Here is a 14,544-nt window from a genome sequence, read left to right on the forward strand (position 1 = left end):
GCTTTCGGGGGGCGGTGGCGTAGGGCCTGGTGGGGCGGTGTCCACAGGGCGAAACCGGTTCGCGTGGGGGTGGTCGCTCTCCCCTACGCTTGGGGTGTGACCCCGGCCGAACTGTCCCGTACCGTCCTGCGCTCCGTGCGCGGTGCCGTTGCGGAACGGGAGCTGTCCGTGGCCGTGCCGGAGCGGATCGTGGTGCGGCCGGCGCCCCGTCCCGGGTGCGGGGAGTACGCCTCCAACGTGGCGCTTCAGCTCGCCGGGCAGGCGGGGCTGCCGGCGCGTGAGGTGGCCGAGATCCTGCGCCGGCGGCTGGCCGGGAGCGCGGGGATCGCCCGGGTCGAGATCGCCGGGCCTGGTTTTCTGAACTTCCACCTCGGCGCGGGCGCGACGGCCGGACTCGTGGCGGACGTACTGGCGCGGGGCGCGCGGTACGGGGAGCCGGAGCCGGGCGCCCAGGGGCCGGGACGGGCCGCCGGACCCGCGCGGTACGCGGGGGAGTGGGCCCGGGCGCGGGAGCGCGTCGCCGGTGAGGTGATGGCGCGCCTCGGGCGGGGCGCCGCCGCGTCGGGCGACGCGGCTGAGGACGCGAAGGGCGACGACGGCGGGCTGGCCGGGCTGGTCGCGCGGCTGGGCGCGGATGAGGCGCGGTGGGTGCTGCTGAAGCCCGCGGCGGCCGATCCGGTGCGGGTGCCGGAGCGGCCGGTGCAGCGGGAGGACAACGCCCGTTTCCGGGTGCAGTACGCGTACGCGCGCGCCCGCGCCATGGTGCGGAACGCCGGCGAGCTGGGCTTCGGCGGGGAGCCGGGGGATGTGGTGGGGGACGACGTACCCGCGGCCGCTGGGTCGCCGGGCCTCGTACCCCCGGCCGACGCGACGCCGGGCCACGTCCCCCCGAGCGACCCGCCCTCTGAACCCATGCCCGGCGCCCCCCACCCCGCCCTCCAAGCACTGGAAACGTGTCTCGCCACCTACCCCGCCGCTGTCGCCGCCGCGCGGTGGCGGTGGGCGCCGGATCGGATCGTGCGGCATCTGGAGGCGACCGCGGAGGCGTATCTGCGGTGGCAGGAGGTGTTCCCGCCGCTGCCGGTCGGCGAGCGGAAACCCTCGGCCGTGCACCGCGCCCGGGTGGCCCTTGCCGAAGCCGCGGGGACGGTGCTGCGCAACGGCCTGCACCTGCTCGGCATCTCCGCTCCCGACCATGTGTGAGAGAGGGCTCCGGAGGCCGGTCCGTGCTGCGGGCCGGGGACCGACCCCGGACCGACCGGGACCGCCTCCGTTGCCCGATCCACGGACCGACCCCCGCCGCTCAGCCGTCAACTGCCCAACCCCCACCCCCCTGACCACCACCTCTGACCCATCTTGAGGGGACCGTTTCCGATATGAGCCGTTCCGCGCATCCCGCAGGGCCCCGGCATGGCGATGTGCTGCCCGAGGGGCACTACACCGCGCCGCCCGCCGACCTCAACTCCCTTGACCCGCGCGTCTGGTCGCGTACCGTCCGGCGGGACGCCGACGGTGTGCTGACGGTCGGCGGGCTGGCCGTGACCGCGCTCGCCGAGGAGTTCGGCACGCCGGCGTACTTCCTGGACGAGGAGGACTTCCGGGCGCGCTGCCGGGCCTGGAAGGACGCGTTCGGGCCGGACGCCGATGTGTTCTACGCGGGCAAGGCGTTCCTCTCCCGGGCCATCGTGCGGTGGCTGAACGAGGAGGGGCTCAACCTCGACGTCTGCTCGGGCGGTGAGCTGGCGACCGCGCTGGACGCGGGGATGCCCGCCGAGCGGATCGCACTGCACGGCAACAACAAGAGCACCGAGGAGATCACCCGGGCCGTCGAGGCCGGCGTCGGGCGGATCGTGCTCGACTCGTTCCAGGAGATCGTGCGGGTGGCGCACATCGCGGAGCGGCTCGGCAAGCGGCAGCGGGTGCAGATCCGGGTGACGGTGGGTGTCGAGGCGCACACCCACGAGTTCATCGCGACCGCGCACGAGGACCAGAAGTTCGGGATCGCGCTGGCCGGCGGCCAGGCCGCCGAGGCGGTGCGGCGGGCGCTGAAGCTCGACGGGCTCGAACTCATCGGCGTGCACAGCCACATCGGCTCGCAGATCTTCGACATGGCCGGTTTCGAGGTCTCCGCGCGGCGGGTGGTGCAGCTGCTCGCCGAGGTGCGGGACGAGCACGGCGTCGAACTGCCGGAGATCGACCTCGGCGGCGGCCTCGGCATCGCGTACACCTCGGACGACGACCCGCGTGAGCCGCACGAGATCGCCGGGGCGCTGCGCGAGATCGTCGCCAAGGAGTGCGAGGCGGCGGGGCTGGCCGTGCCGCGGCTGTCGGTCGAGCCGGGGCGCGCGATCGCCGGGCCGACCGCGTTCACGCTCTACGAGGTCGGCACGGTCAAGGAGCTGGCGGGCCTGCGGACGTACGTCTCCGTGGACGGCGGGATGTCGGACAACATCCGCACCGCGCTCTACGACGCGGAGTACAGCGTGGTGCTGGCCTCCCGGACGTCGGACGCGGAGCCGATGCTCTCGCGCGTGGTCGGCAAGCACTGCGAGAGCGGCGACATCGTCGTCCGGGACGCGTTCCTGCCCGCCGACGTGGCGCCCGGCGACCTGCTGGCGGTCCCGGCCACCGGCGCGTACTGCCGGTCCATGGCGAGCAACTACAACCACGCGCTGCGGCCGCCGGTGGTGGCGGTCCGCGAGGGCGCGGCCCGGGTGATCGTCCGGCGGGAGACGGAGGAAGATCTCCTGCGGTTGGATGTCGGGTAGGGGCGGATCGTCGGGACCGGGCCCCGGATGAAATAAATGTCTCGGTATCCGGACGAGCGGCGGAAACGGTCGTCCGGTGCGTGAGACTGGACCACGACCAGGAAACTGGTGCGTGACCGTGTGAAACCGCTGGATCGAAGAAAAGACGAGGTCGAATGATGCGTACGCGTCCGCTGAAGGTGGCGCTGCTGGGCTGTGGTGTGGTCGGCTCAGAGGTGGCGCGCATCATGACGACGCACGCCGACGACCTCGCCGCCCGCATCGGGGCGCCCGTCGAGCTCGCCGGGATCGCCGTCCGCCGCCCGGAGCGGGTGCGGGCCGGCATCCCGGCCGAGCTGATCACCACCGACGCCACCGCGCTGGTCAAACGCGGCGACATCGACGTCGTCATCGAGGTGATCGGCGGGATCGAGCCGGCCCGCGCCCTGATCACCACCGCGTTCGAGCACGGCGCGAGCGTGGTGTCGGCCAACAAGGCGCTGGTCGCCGCCGACGGCGCCGCGCTGCACGCCGCGGCCGAGAAGCACGGCGCGGACCTGTACTACGAGGCGGCGGTCGCCGGCGCGATCCCGCTGGTCCGCCCGCTGCGCGAATCGCTGGCCGGCGACAAGGTCAACCGCGTCCTGGGCATCGTCAACGGCACCACGAACTTCATCCTCGACAAGATGGACACCACCGGCGCCGGCTACAGCGAGGCGCTGGACGAGGCCACCGCGCTGGGCTACGCCGAGGCCGACCCGACCGCCGACGTCGAGGGCTTCGACGCCGCCGCGAAGGCCGCGATCCTGGCCGGGATCGCCTTCCACACCCGGGTCACCATCGACGACGTGCACCGCGAGGGCATCACCGAGGTCACCGCGTCCGACATCGCCTCCGCCAAGCGGATGGGCTGCACGGTCAAGCTGCTGGCGATCTGCGAGCGGGCCGCGGACGGCGGTTCGGTGACCGCGCGGGTGCACCCGGCGATGATCCCGCTGACGCATCCGCTGGCCTCCGTGCGCGAGGCGTACAACGCGGTCTTCGTGGAGGCCGAGGCGGCCGGCCGGCTGATGTTCTACGGGCCCGGGGCGGGCGGCTCGCCCACCGCCTCCGCGGTCCTCGGCGACCTCGTCGCGGTCTGCCGCAACAAGCTCGCCGGAGCCACCGGGCCGGGGGAGTCGGCGTACACCGCGCTGCCCGTGAGCCCGATGGGTGAGGTCGTCACCCGCTACCACATCAGTCTCGACGTGGCCGACAAGCCGGGCGTACTGGCCCAGGTCGCGACGGTCTTCGCCGAACACGGCGTATCCATCGATACGGTCCGTCAGCAGGGCAAGGACGGCGAGGCGGACCTCGTCGTCGTCACCCACCGGGCGACCGACGCGGCCCTGTCGTCGACGGTCGGGGCGCTGCGCGAGCTGGACACCGTCCGCGGTGTCGTCAGCATCATGCGGGTCGAAGGGGAGTAAAGGAACCCATGTCTGCCAAGTCCACCGTGTCCACCACCAGCGGTCAGTGGCGCGGAATCATCGAGGAATACCGCGACCGGCTGCCGGTCAGCGACACCACCGAGGCCGTCACCCTCCGGGAGGGCGGTACGCCGCTGGTGCCCGCGCAGGTGCTCTCCGAGCGCACCGGCTGCGAGGTCCACCTCAAGGTCGAGGGCGCCAACCCCACCGGGTCGTTCAAGGACCGCGGGATGACGATGGCCATCACCCGCGCCAAGGAGGACGGCGCCAAGGCCGTCATCTGCGCCTCCACCGGCAACACCTCCGCCTCGGCCGCCGCCTACGCGGTCCGGGCCGGGATGGTCTGCGCGGTGCTGGTCCCGCAGGGCAAGATCGCGCTCGGCAAGATGGGCCAGGCGCTGGTGCACGGCGCCAAGATCCTCCAGGTCGACGGGAATTTCGACGACTGCCTGACGCTCGCGCGGGGCCTGTCGGAGAAGTACCCGGTCGCACTTGTGAACTCCGTCAACCCGGTGCGTATCGAGGGCCAGAAGACCGCCGCCTTCGAAATCGTCGACATGCTCGGCGACGCCCCGGACATCCACGTCCTGCCGGTCGGCAACGCCGGCAACATCACCGCCTACTGGAAGGGCTACCGCGAGTACGCGGCCGACGGCATCGCCGCCCGCACCCCGCGGATGTGGGGCTTCCAGGCGTCCGGCAGCGCGCCGATCGTGCGCGGTGAGGTGGTCAAGGACCCGCACACCATCGCCACCGCGATCCGGATCGGCAACCCCGCCTCGTGGGAGTTCGCCGAGCGCGCCCGGGACGAGTCGGGCGGCCTCATCGACGAGGTGACGGACCGTCAAATCCTCGCGGCCTACCGCCTGTTGGCCGCCAAGGAAGGCGTCTTCGTGGAGCCCGCGTCGGCCGCCTCGGTCGCCGGTCTGCTCAAGGCCGCCGAGGAGGGCCGGGTCGACCCGGGCCAGCGGATCGTCTGCACCGTCACCGGCAACGGCCTCAAGGACCCGGACTGGGCGGTGGCCGGCGCCCCGCAGCCGGTCACGGTCCCGGTCGACGCGGACGCCGCCGCCGAGCGCCTCGGCCTCGGCTGACCGGCCCGGACACCCCCCGGGACCTGCGCGGACGCGCGGGGGTGGCGGAGCCGGCCGGCCGCCCGCCACCTCCCGCGCCGCACCTCCCGCCGCCGCGGGAGGGCCCCCGCCCCCGCAGCGAACGCAGCAAACGCAGCAACCCCGAGCAAACACTGCAAACACTGCAAAGATCGCGTCGGGGCACGGGAAGGCGCGCGACACGCTTCGTGCGCCTCCTGTGCGCCCTATGTCGCGACAGAACCTTCCTTCGATAGGCTGGCACCCAACTCCCCTCCCCACGGCATAACGCAGTGGCGCGCAGGGCAGGTCAGAACAGACCCCACGAGCCGTCCGGGCGCCTCGGCGCCGCGGAGCTGTGCTCCGGGGCAGTACCGCAGCATCAATCAAGGAGAGTCATCGAGCGATGGCCGGTCCCGCGTTCCGCGCCGCCGCCGTCCGGGTGCGCACCCCCGCTACCAGCGCCAATCTCGGTCCCGGCTTCGATGCCCTGGGTCTTTCCCTGGGCCTGTACGACGACGTCGTGGTACGTGTCGCCGACTCCGGCCTGCACGTCGACATCGCCGGCGAGGGGGCGGACACGCTGCCGCGCGACGAGCGCCATCTGCTCGTCCGGTCCATGCGCGCCGCCTTCGACGTGCTCGGCGGCCAGCCGCGCGGCCTGGAGATCGTCTGCGCCAACCGCATCCCGCACGGCCGCGGCCTGGGCTCCTCCTCGGCCGCCATCTGCGCCGGGATCGTCGCCGCCCGCGCCGTGACGATAGGCGGCGAGCAGAAGCTCGACGACGCCGCGCTGCTGGAGCTGGCCAACGAGATCGAGGGCCACCCCGACAACGTCGCCGCCTGCCTGCTCGGCGGTTTCACGCTCGCCTGGACGGACACCGGCAGCGCCCGGGCGATCCGGATGGAACCGGCCGCTTCCATCGTTCCGGTGGTCTTCGTCCCGGGGAAGCCGGTGCTGACCGAGACCGCCCGCGGACTGCTGCCGCGCACCGTCCCGCACGGGGACGCGGCGGCCAACGCCGGCCGCGCCGCACTGCTCGTCGAGGCCCTGACCAGGCGCCCCGAGCTGCTGCTCGCCGCGACCGAGGACCGACTTCACCAGGACTACCGCGCCCCCGCGATGCCGGAGAGCACGGGCCTGGTGAACCGACTGCGGGCGGACGGTGTCCCCGCGGTCATCTCCGGTGCGGGCCCCACGGTGCTCGCACTGGTCGAAGAGGCCACGGCCGACAAGGTCGCGGCGCTGGCGGGAGAGGGGTGGGCGGCCAACCGGCTGACCCTCGACGCGGACGGCACATGTGTGCTGCCGCTCGCCGGGTGATCACACGGAGTGATCGTAGAGTGCCGGTCTTGGAGAGGGGGAATGTTTGTTGGATCCGGTAGTGTTAACCTCAAGTCAGTACCCGACGCCAGTCTGGCGCGGTGCTTCGTGTCCCCCATCGGGACCACTTTCTTCCGGGAGCCTCCCAAACTGCTTGGAGCTTTTGTCCTGAGCAGAAGTGAGCAAAGCTCCGGAATCGGCGTGACGACACCAGCCACACCTCAACATCTTCACGCCGGAGCCATGAATTGATCTTTCCGCCGTATCCGGCGGGACCACCGCCCCGGCCCGGTCCGCAAGACCAAGGACCCAGCCGGACAGCACAACCGGTCGCCGAGCCAGACAGGCCGACGCCCGCTCCAGGGAAGGACCCTTCGTGAGCGACACCACCGATCTGATGGGCGCGCGCACCGATGGCAGTGCCACCACGCCCGCCACGGACGCTCCCGCGCCTGCCACCACGCGGCGCCGCCGTTCCGGCACCGGCCTTGAGGGCATGGTCCTGGCGGAGCTGCAGCAGATTGCCTCCGGCCTCGGTATCAAGGGCACCGCGCGGATGCGCAAGAGCCAGCTGATCGAGGTCATCAAGGAGAGGCAGGCAGCCGGCTCCGGGACCGCAGCCAAGGCCGACGCGCCCGCCGCCGACACCGAGACCAAGCCCAAGCGCCGTACGACCTCCAAGGCCCGTACCGGCGAGGAGGCCGAGCCGGCGGCCAAGGCCGACAAGCCCGCCAAGGCGGCGAAGACCGCGGAGAAGGCCGGGACCCAGCAGCAGATCGACATCCCCGGCCAGCCCTCGCCCAAGGTCTCGGCCGAGCAGGGCGCCCCCGCCGACGAGGCACCGGCCGGCGAGCGCCGCCGGCGCCGGGCCACCGCGCCCGCGGGCAGCCCCGAGGGCGAGGCCCGCACCGAGGCCGCCACCGCGGTCCGCGCCGAGGCCCGCGCCGACACCGCGACCGCCCCGCAGGAGACCGGCGAGGGCCGGTCCAAGGGCGGCGAGCGGCAGGACCGCGGCGACCGCCAGGACCGCGGCCAGAAGGGCGAGCGGGGCCGCCGCGAGCGCGACCGGGACCGCGGGGACCGCGACCGCGACCGCGACCGGCGCAAGAGCGACGCCGGCGACGGCGGCGGCCAGGGCGGCAACCGCCCGCGCGACCGCCGCGACGACGACGAGGACTTCGAGGGCGGCCGGCGCGGCCGGCGCGGCCGCTACCGCGACCGCCGCGGGCGCCGCGGGCGCGAGGAGTTCGCCAACGAGCCGCAGGTGTCCGAGGACGACGTGCTGATCCCCGTCGCGGGCATCCTCGACATCCTCGACAACTACGCGTTCATCCGGACCTCCGGCTACCTCCCCGGTCCGAACGACGTCTACGTCTCGCTCGCCCAGGTCCGCAAGAACGGCCTGCGCAAGGGCGACCACGTCACCGGCGCGGTCCGCCAGCCCAAGGACGGCGAGCGGCGCGAGAAGTTCAACGCCCTGGTGCGGCTGGACAGCGTCAACAGCATGGCGCCCGAACAGAGCCGCCAGCGCGCGGAGTTCGGGAAGCTGACGCCCCTTTACCCGCAGGAGCGGCTGCGCCTGGAGGGCGAGTCGGGCGGGCTGACGACCCGGATCATCGACCTGATCACCCCGATCGGCAAGGGCCAGCGCGGTCTGATCGTGGCGCCGCCGAAGACCGGCAAGACCATGATCATGCAGGCGATCGCCAACTCGATCACCCGCAACAACCCCGAGTGCCACCTGATGGTCGTCCTCGTCGACGAGCGTCCCGAAGAGGTCACCGACATGCAGCGGTCGGTCAAGGGCGAGGTCATCTCCTCGACCTTCGACCGCCCGGCCGAGGACCACACCACCGTCGCCGAGCTCGCCATCGAGCGCGCCAAGCGCCTGGTGGAGCTGGGCCACGACGTGGTCGTCCTGCTGGACTCCATCACCCGCCTGGGCCGCGCGTACAACCTCGCGGCGCCCGCCTCCGGCCGCATCCTGTCCGGTGGTGTCGACTCGACCGCGCTGTACCCGCCGAAGCGCTTCTTCGGCGCGGCGCGGAACATCGAGGACGGCGGTTCGCTGACCATCCTGGCCACCGCGCTGGTCGAGACCGGCTCCCGGATGGACGAGGTGATCTTCGAGGAGTTCAAGGGCACCGGCAACCTCGAGCTCAAGCTCGACCGCAAGCTCTCCGACAAGCGGATCTTCCCCGCGGTGGACGTCGACGCGTCCAGCACCCGCAAGGAGGAGATCCTCATGGGCAGCGAGGAGCTGTCCATCGTCTGGAAGCTGCGCCGGGTGCTGCACGCGCTGGACCAGCAGCAGGCCATCGAACTCCTGCTGGACAAGATGAAGCAGACCAAGTCCAACGCGGAGTTCCTGCTCCAGATCCAGAAGACGACGCCGACCACGGGCAACGGCAACGACTGACGCCCGCGGCCGCGCGCCGAGCGATGACCGGGCCCCCTCGTCCCCCGCGGACGAGGGGGCCCGCGCCGTTCCCCGCCGCGCCGCGTCCCGCTTGAGACCTTTCGCACAGATCCGTACCGCGCACCCCCTTTCCACCGGACCGTCCCGGACGGCGAAACGCCTGGTGAGAGCGGGGAAACCGGCCCGGGGCAGCGGTCGGCCGGGCCGCCTTTCTAAGAAAACGCTCATCACCCGCTGTGCAACCCTTCCGGTCGGCCTCCCGTCTGACAGGGCAATCAACCGCCTGCGGCAGGGGGACGGCGAGAAGCAGTCGAGCGACGAAGGGCTGAGGAGCAGATGGCGCCACGCGACGGGAGCGCACCGCAGAACGGCAGCCGCGGCCGCGCGCTGCGCCCCACCGGCCGCCGCCGCAAGGCGCCGCCCCGGGGCCGCCGGATCCTGACCGTCACGCTGTGCGCGCTGGTCAGCGTGGTGCTGCTGGGCGGCGCCGGCCTCGGCTACGTCTACTTCAAGCTCAACGGCAACCTCAAGGGCGTGGACATCAACGCCGCGCTCGGCCGCGACCGGCCCAAGAACGTCGACAACGGCTCGATGGACATCCTCGTCATGGGCTCCGACTCCCGGGCCGGGAAGAACGCCGCCTACGGCCGGGACGAGGGCGGTGCGCGCTCCGACACCGCGATGGTCGTGCACGTCTACCGCGGCCACCAGAAGGCCGGCGTCGTCAGCATCCCCCGGGACACCCTGATCACCCGGCCCGACTGCACCAAGGACGGCCGGCCCGTGCCGGGCGCGCGGCGGGTGATGTTCAACACCGCCTTCGAGGTCGGCGGCCCGGCGTGCGCGGTCAAGACCGTGGAGTCGATGAGCGGCATCCGCATGGACCACTTCCTGGAAGTCGACTTCACCGGCTTCAAGAAGCTCATCGACGCGCTCGGCGGCGTCCCGATCACCACCACCAAGCCGATCAACGACAAGTACAGCCACCTGCACCTCGCGCCCGGCACGCACACCCTCAACGGCGAGGACGCCCTCGGCCTCGTCCGCACCCGGCACGGCGTCCCCGGCGGCGACGGCAGCGACCTGGGCCGCATCCAGCTCCAGCAGACCTTCGTCAAGGCGCTGATGCAGCAGGTCCGCAGCGTCGGCGTGCTCACCAACCCCGCCAAGCTCTACGCCATCGCCGACACCGCCACCAAGGCCGTCACCACCGACACCGACCTGAACTCCGTCACCGCGCTGACCGGCCTCGGAAAGGAACTGGGCGGCATCCCCTCCGACCGCGTCGACATGGTGACCCTGCCGGTCGCCTACGACCCGGCCGACCCCGACCGCGTGCTGCCGCTGACCGCGCAGAGCCGCATGGTCTGGGACGCGCTCCGCACCGACCAGGACATCCCCAAGGCCGCGCTCAAGGGCTCGGCGGGTGACAAGGGCGGTACGGCCCACTACGTCAAGTAGCCGTCCCCGGGCCCCCGGCGGCCCGGGGAATACCGGCGGCCGCACCCCGGTTTTGGGAGATACGGCCAGTCCTGGCAGACTGGATCGTCGGCCCCGGTTCACGTGACGCAAACCGCGCCACGACCCGGTGCACTCCCGAACCTAGGAGAATCCCTTGAAGCGCGACATCCACCCGGAGTACGTCGAGACCCAGGTCAGCTGCACCTGCGGCGCGTCGTTCACCACCCGTAGCACCGTGGCCGGCGGCACCATCCGTGCCGACATCTGCTCCGAGTGCCACCCGTTCTACACCGGCAAGCAGAAGATCCTGGACACGGGCGGCCGCGTGGCCCGCTTCGAGGCCCGCTTCGGCAAGAACGCCAAGGCCGCGAAGTAGCGACCCGCAAGGCGCCGGTCTCCGGTCGCCCCCGGACAGGGGGGACCGGACCGGCGTCTTTGTCGTCCGTACCCTCCGCCCGCCCGGCCGGGGGACGGCCCGCCGCACCGCGGCAGCGGGGCACCCCGCCCCGGAAAGCCACACCAGCAGTCAGCAGAGGAACACACGATGTTCGAGGCGGTCGAGGAACTGGTCGGCGAGCACGCCGCCCTTGAGAAGCGGCTGGCCGACCCCGCGGTCCACGCCGATCAGCGCGAGGCCATGCGGCTCCACAAGCGCTACGCCGAGCTGACCCCGATCATCGCCACGTACCGCGCGTGGAAGCGGACCGGCGACGACATCGGGACCGCCCGCGAACTGGCCGCGGACGACCCGGAGTTCGCCGACGAGGTCAAGGAGCTCGACGCCCGCCGCACCGAGCTGACCGAGAAGCTCCGGCTGCTGCTCGTCCCGCGCGACCCCAGCGACGACAAGGACGTCATCCTCGAGGTCAAGGCCGGCGAGGGCGGCGAGGAGTCCGCGCTGTTCGCCGGCGACCTGCTGCGGATGTACCTGCGCTACGCCGAGCGGGTCGGCTGGAAGACCGAGATCCTGGACGCCAACGAGTCCGACCTCGGCGGCTACAAGGACGTCCAGGTCGCGGTGAAGGCCAAGGGCGGCGCCGAGCCCGGCCAGGGCGTCTGGGCGCGGCTGAAGTACGAGGGCGGGGTGCACCGCGTCCAGCGGGTGCCCGCCACCGAGTCCCAGGGCCGCATCCACACCTCCGCGGCCGGCGTGCTCGTCACCCCCGAGGCCGAGGAGGTCGAGGTGGAGATCAACGCCAACGACCTGCGGATCGACGTCTACCGCTCGTCCGGCCCCGGCGGCCAGTCCGTCAACACCACCGACTCCGCCGTCCGGATCACCCACCTGCCCACCGGCATCGTGGTCTCCTGCCAGAACGAGAAGAGCCAGCTCCAGAACAAGGAGCAGGCCCTGCGCATCCTCCGCTCGCGGCTGCTGGCCGCGGCCCAGGAGGAGGCCGAGCGGGAGGCGTCCGACGCCCGGCGCAGCCAGGTGCGCACCGTCGACCGCTCCGAGCGCATCCGCACGTACAACTACCCGGAGAACCGCATCTCGGACCACCGGGTCGGCTTCAAGGCGTACAACCTCGACCAGGTGCTCGACGGCGAGCTGGACCCGGTCATCCAGGCGTGCGTCGACGCCGACGCGGCGGCCAAGCTCGCCGCCGCACAGTAAGAACGCACAACCCGTCCGCACGGCTGGAGGACCCCCGTGAACCTGCTGCTCGCCGAGGTGGCCCAGGCCACCCAGCGGCTGGCCGACGCCGGTGTGCCCTCACCGCGCTTCGACGCCGAGGAGCTGGCCGCGCACGTGCACGGCGTCAAGCGCAGCCAGCTGCACACCGTCCCCGACGCGGACTTCGACGCCCGCTACTGGGAGGCCGTCGCCCGCCGCGAGGCGCGCGAACCGCTCCAGCACATCACCGGCCGGGCGTTCTTCCGCTACCTCGAACTCGCCGTCGGGCCAGGGGTGTTCGTGCCCCGGCCGGAGACCGAGTCGGTGGTCGGCTGGGCCATAGACGCGGTCCGCGCCATGGACGTCGTCGAACCGCTCATCGTCGACCTGTGCACCGGATCCGGCGCGATCGCGCTGGCCCTGGCGCAGGAGGTGCCGCGGTCCCGGGTGCACGCCGTGGAGCTGTCCGACGACGCCCTGGCCTACGCGCGCAAGAACGTCGAGGGGTCCCGCGTCGTTCTCCACCAGGGCGACGCGCTTTCCGCCCTCCCCGAACTGGACGGGCAGGTCGACCTGGTGATCTCCAACCCGCCGTACATCCCGCTCACCGAGTGGGAGCACGTGGCGCCGGAGGCCCGCGACCACGATCCGGAGCTGGCGCTGTTCTCCGGCGAGGACGGGCTGGACACCATCCGCGGCATCGAGCGGACCGCGCACCGCCTGCTGCGGCCCGGCGGCGTGGTCGTCATCGAGCACGCCGACACCCAGGGCGGCCAGGTGCCGTGGATCTTCAGCGAGGAGCAGGGCTGGGCGGACGCGGCCGATCACCCCGACCTCAACAACCGGCCCCGTTTCGCCACCGCCCGCCGGGCCACGCCATGAGCCGCCCGCCCCGGCGCCCGATGCCGCCGACGCATCCGCAGTATTCGTTCCGCGTAACCGTTTTGCACGAGGAGGACCGCTAATGGCACGGCGATACGACTGCAGCGACGCGACCGACCGCGCGACCGGCCTGCGTGAGGCCGCCTCGGCCGTCCGCCGCGGCGAGCTGGTCGTGCTGCCGACCGACACCGTCTACGGCATCGGCGCGGACGCCTTCAGCCCGGAGGCCGTCGGCGATCTGCTGGAGGCGAAGGGCCGCGGCCGGGGGATGCCGTCCCCGGTCCTGGTCGGGTCCCCCAACACCCTGCACGGCCTGGTCACCGAGTTCTCCGAGCAGGCGTGGGAGCTGGTCGACGCGTTCTGGCCGGGCGCGCTGACCCTCGTCGCCCGGCACCAGCCGTCGCTGACCTGGGATCTGGGCGAGACCCGCGGGACGGTCGCGGTCCGGATGCCGCTGCACCCGGTCGCCATCGAGCTGCTGGGGGAGTTCGGCCCGATGGCGGTCTCCAGCGCCAACCTCTCCGGCCACCCCTCCCCGCAGGACTGCGACGCCGCCCAGGAGATGCTCGGCGACTCCGTCTCCGTCTACCTCGACGCCGGCCCGACGCCCGCCGCGGTGCCCTCCTCCATCGTGGACGTCACCGGCCCGGTGCCGGTACTGCTGCGCGAGGGCGCGATCGGCGCCGACGAGCTCCGCAAGGTGGTACCCGAGCTCGAGGTGGCCAATTGATGCCGCCCCCGGGGCGTGGCATAGCGGTCCCGGGCGGCGACCCCCTCTCCGCCCCGGCGGACCCCGCGCCCTGTTTCCGGATCCTCCACGTCAGCACCGGCAACGTCTGCCGCTCGCCGATCACCGAACGGCTGCACCGCCACGCCCTCCAGGAGCGCCTGGGCTCCGCGCAGGCCGTGCGCGGCTGCGGGCTGCTGGTCGAGAGCGCCGGCACCTGGGGCCACGAAGGCGCCCCCATGGAGGCGCACGCGGCGACGGTGCTGGCCGACTACGGCGCGGACCCGGCCGGCTTCATCGGCCGCGAACTCCTCGACGAGCACGTCATCCGGGCCGACCTGGTGCTCACCGCCACCCGCGACCACCGCGCCCAGGTCATCTCCATGGGCCACTCCGCCGGGCTGCGGACCTTCACCCTGAAGGAGTTCAACCGGCTGGTGCGCGCGATAGACCCGGCCACCCTCCCGGCACCCGACCCGGACCTGCCCGGCGGCGGGCTGGTCGAGCGCGCCCGCGCCCTGGTCGGCGCGGCCGCCGCGCTGCGCGGCTGGCTGCTGGCGCCCAACCCGGAGTCCGACGAGGTCTACGACCCCTACGGCGCGCCGATCACGTTCTTCCGCTCCATCGGCGAGGAGATCAACCGCGCCCTGGACCCGGTCGTCACGGCGCTGACGGGCGTACCGGCGCCCGCGTAACGGGCCGGCGGCGCACGCGGGCCGCCTGACCGCCCGCGCGGCACCGGCGGCCCGGAGCCCCGGCGCCCGGCCCGAAGGCCCCCTGAGCGGCCCTGGAGCCCCTCTGGCGGCCCC

The 14,544-nt window shown here is 72.8% G+C and carries 12 protein-coding genes; all 12 read left to right on the top strand.

Annotation, left to right across the window (positions count from 1 at the left end; all coding sequences use genetic code 11):
• Positions 1–96 precede the first annotated feature (96 nt).
• The 12 genes from nrtL to ADL22_RS25060 all read left to right on the top strand — a co-directional run bounded on the left by nrtL (position 97) and on the right by ADL22_RS25060 (position 14,430).
• Entirely contained in the window at positions 97–1,203 is a 1,107-nt protein-coding gene (gene nrtL, locus ADL22_RS25005; protein ID WP_066984093.1) for an ArgS-related anticodon-binding protein NrtL, read from the top strand.
• Positions 1,204–1,376: 173 nt separating this feature from the next.
• Positions 1,377–2,768 carry a diaminopimelate decarboxylase gene (gene lysA, locus ADL22_RS25010; protein ID WP_066984096.1) on the top strand — a complete coding sequence of 464 codons (1,392 nt, stop codon included), beginning with the start codon at positions 1,377–1,379 and terminating at the stop codon, positions 2,766–2,768.
• Between the two features lie 155 nt (positions 2,769–2,923).
• Complete coding sequence (locus tag ADL22_RS25015) at positions 2,924–4,216, top strand: homoserine dehydrogenase (RefSeq protein WP_066984099.1); 1,293 nt, start codon at positions 2,924–2,926, stop codon at positions 4,214–4,216.
• A gap of 8 nt (positions 4,217–4,224) precedes the next feature.
• Complete coding sequence (gene thrC / locus ADL22_RS25020) at positions 4,225–5,310, top strand: threonine synthase (protein ID WP_066984101.1); 1,086 nt, start codon at positions 4,225–4,227, stop codon at positions 5,308–5,310.
• Positions 5,311–5,713: 403 nt separating this feature from the next.
• Entirely contained in the window at positions 5,714–6,631 is a 918-nt protein-coding gene (gene thrB, locus ADL22_RS25025; RefSeq protein WP_066984104.1) for a homoserine kinase, read from the top strand.
• A gap of 376 nt (positions 6,632–7,007) precedes the next feature.
• On the top strand, positions 7,008–9,050 hold the full coding sequence (rho, locus tag ADL22_RS25030; protein WP_066984107.1) for a transcription termination factor Rho: 2,043 nt from the start codon (positions 7,008–7,010) through the stop codon (positions 9,048–9,050).
• A 336-nt stretch (positions 9,051–9,386) separates the two neighbouring features.
• Positions 9,387–10,511, top strand: a complete 1,125-nt coding sequence (locus ADL22_RS25035) for an LCP family protein (RefSeq protein ID WP_066984111.1) — start codon at positions 9,387–9,389, stop codon at positions 10,509–10,511.
• A 154-nt stretch (positions 10,512–10,665) separates the two neighbouring features.
• On the top strand, positions 10,666–10,887 hold the full coding sequence (rpmE, locus tag ADL22_RS25040) for a 50S ribosomal protein L31 (RefSeq protein WP_066984114.1): 222 nt from the start codon (positions 10,666–10,668) through the stop codon (positions 10,885–10,887).
• Positions 10,888–11,055: 168 nt separating this feature from the next.
• Positions 11,056–12,126 (top strand): peptide chain release factor 1, encoded by a 1,071-nt coding sequence (gene prfA, locus ADL22_RS25045; protein ID WP_066984117.1) that lies wholly within the window; start codon positions 11,056–11,058, stop codon positions 12,124–12,126.
• A 36-nt stretch (positions 12,127–12,162) separates the two neighbouring features.
• Positions 12,163–13,008: a peptide chain release factor N(5)-glutamine methyltransferase gene (gene prmC, locus ADL22_RS25050; protein ID WP_066984120.1), complete on the top strand. Its 846-nt coding sequence runs from the start codon at positions 12,163–12,165 to the stop codon at positions 13,006–13,008.
• 82 nt (positions 13,009–13,090) lie between these two features.
• Positions 13,091–13,738, top strand: a complete 648-nt coding sequence (locus ADL22_RS25055; protein WP_066984123.1) for an L-threonylcarbamoyladenylate synthase — start codon at positions 13,091–13,093, stop codon at positions 13,736–13,738.
• The gene (locus ADL22_RS25060; RefSeq protein WP_066984126.1) at positions 13,738–14,430 is read left to right on the top strand and encodes a protein-tyrosine-phosphatase; all 693 of its coding nucleotides are present in this window, start codon (positions 13,738–13,740) and stop codon (positions 14,428–14,430) included. Before ADL22_RS25055 ends, ADL22_RS25060 begins: the two co-directional genes overlap by 1 nt.
• Positions 14,431–14,544: the final 114 nt, after the last annotated feature.

The sequence above is a fragment of the Streptomyces sp. NRRL F-4489 genome (assembly GCF_001509485.1).
In the GTDB taxonomy this organism is placed as follows: Bacteria; Actinomycetota; Actinomycetes; order Streptomycetales; family Streptomycetaceae; genus Streptomyces.

Bases quoted from the DNA above. Each gene is read 5' to 3' on its own strand.
- lysA (WP_066984096.1), top strand. From the start codon at position 1,377: ATGAGCCGTTCCGCGCATCCCGCAGGGCCCCGGCATGGCGATGTGCTG.
- ADL22_RS25015 (WP_066984099.1), top strand. From the start codon at position 2,924: ATGATGCGTACGCGTCCGCTGAAGGTGGCGCTGCTGGGCTGTGGTGTG.
- thrC (WP_066984101.1), top strand. From the start codon at position 4,225: ATGTCTGCCAAGTCCACCGTGTCCACCACCAGCGGTCAGTGGCGCGGA.
- thrB (WP_066984104.1), top strand. From the start codon at position 5,714: ATGGCCGGTCCCGCGTTCCGCGCCGCCGCCGTCCGGGTGCGCACCCCC.
- ADL22_RS25035 (WP_066984111.1), top strand. From the start codon at position 9,387: ATGGCGCCACGCGACGGGAGCGCACCGCAGAACGGCAGCCGCGGCCGC.
- prfA (WP_066984117.1), top strand. From the start codon at position 11,056: ATGTTCGAGGCGGTCGAGGAACTGGTCGGCGAGCACGCCGCCCTTGAG.
- ADL22_RS25055 (WP_066984123.1), top strand. From the start codon at position 13,091: ATGGCACGGCGATACGACTGCAGCGACGCGACCGACCGCGCGACCGGC.
- ADL22_RS25060 (WP_066984126.1), top strand. From the start codon at position 13,738: ATGCCGCCCCCGGGGCGTGGCATAGCGGTCCCGGGCGGCGACCCCCTC.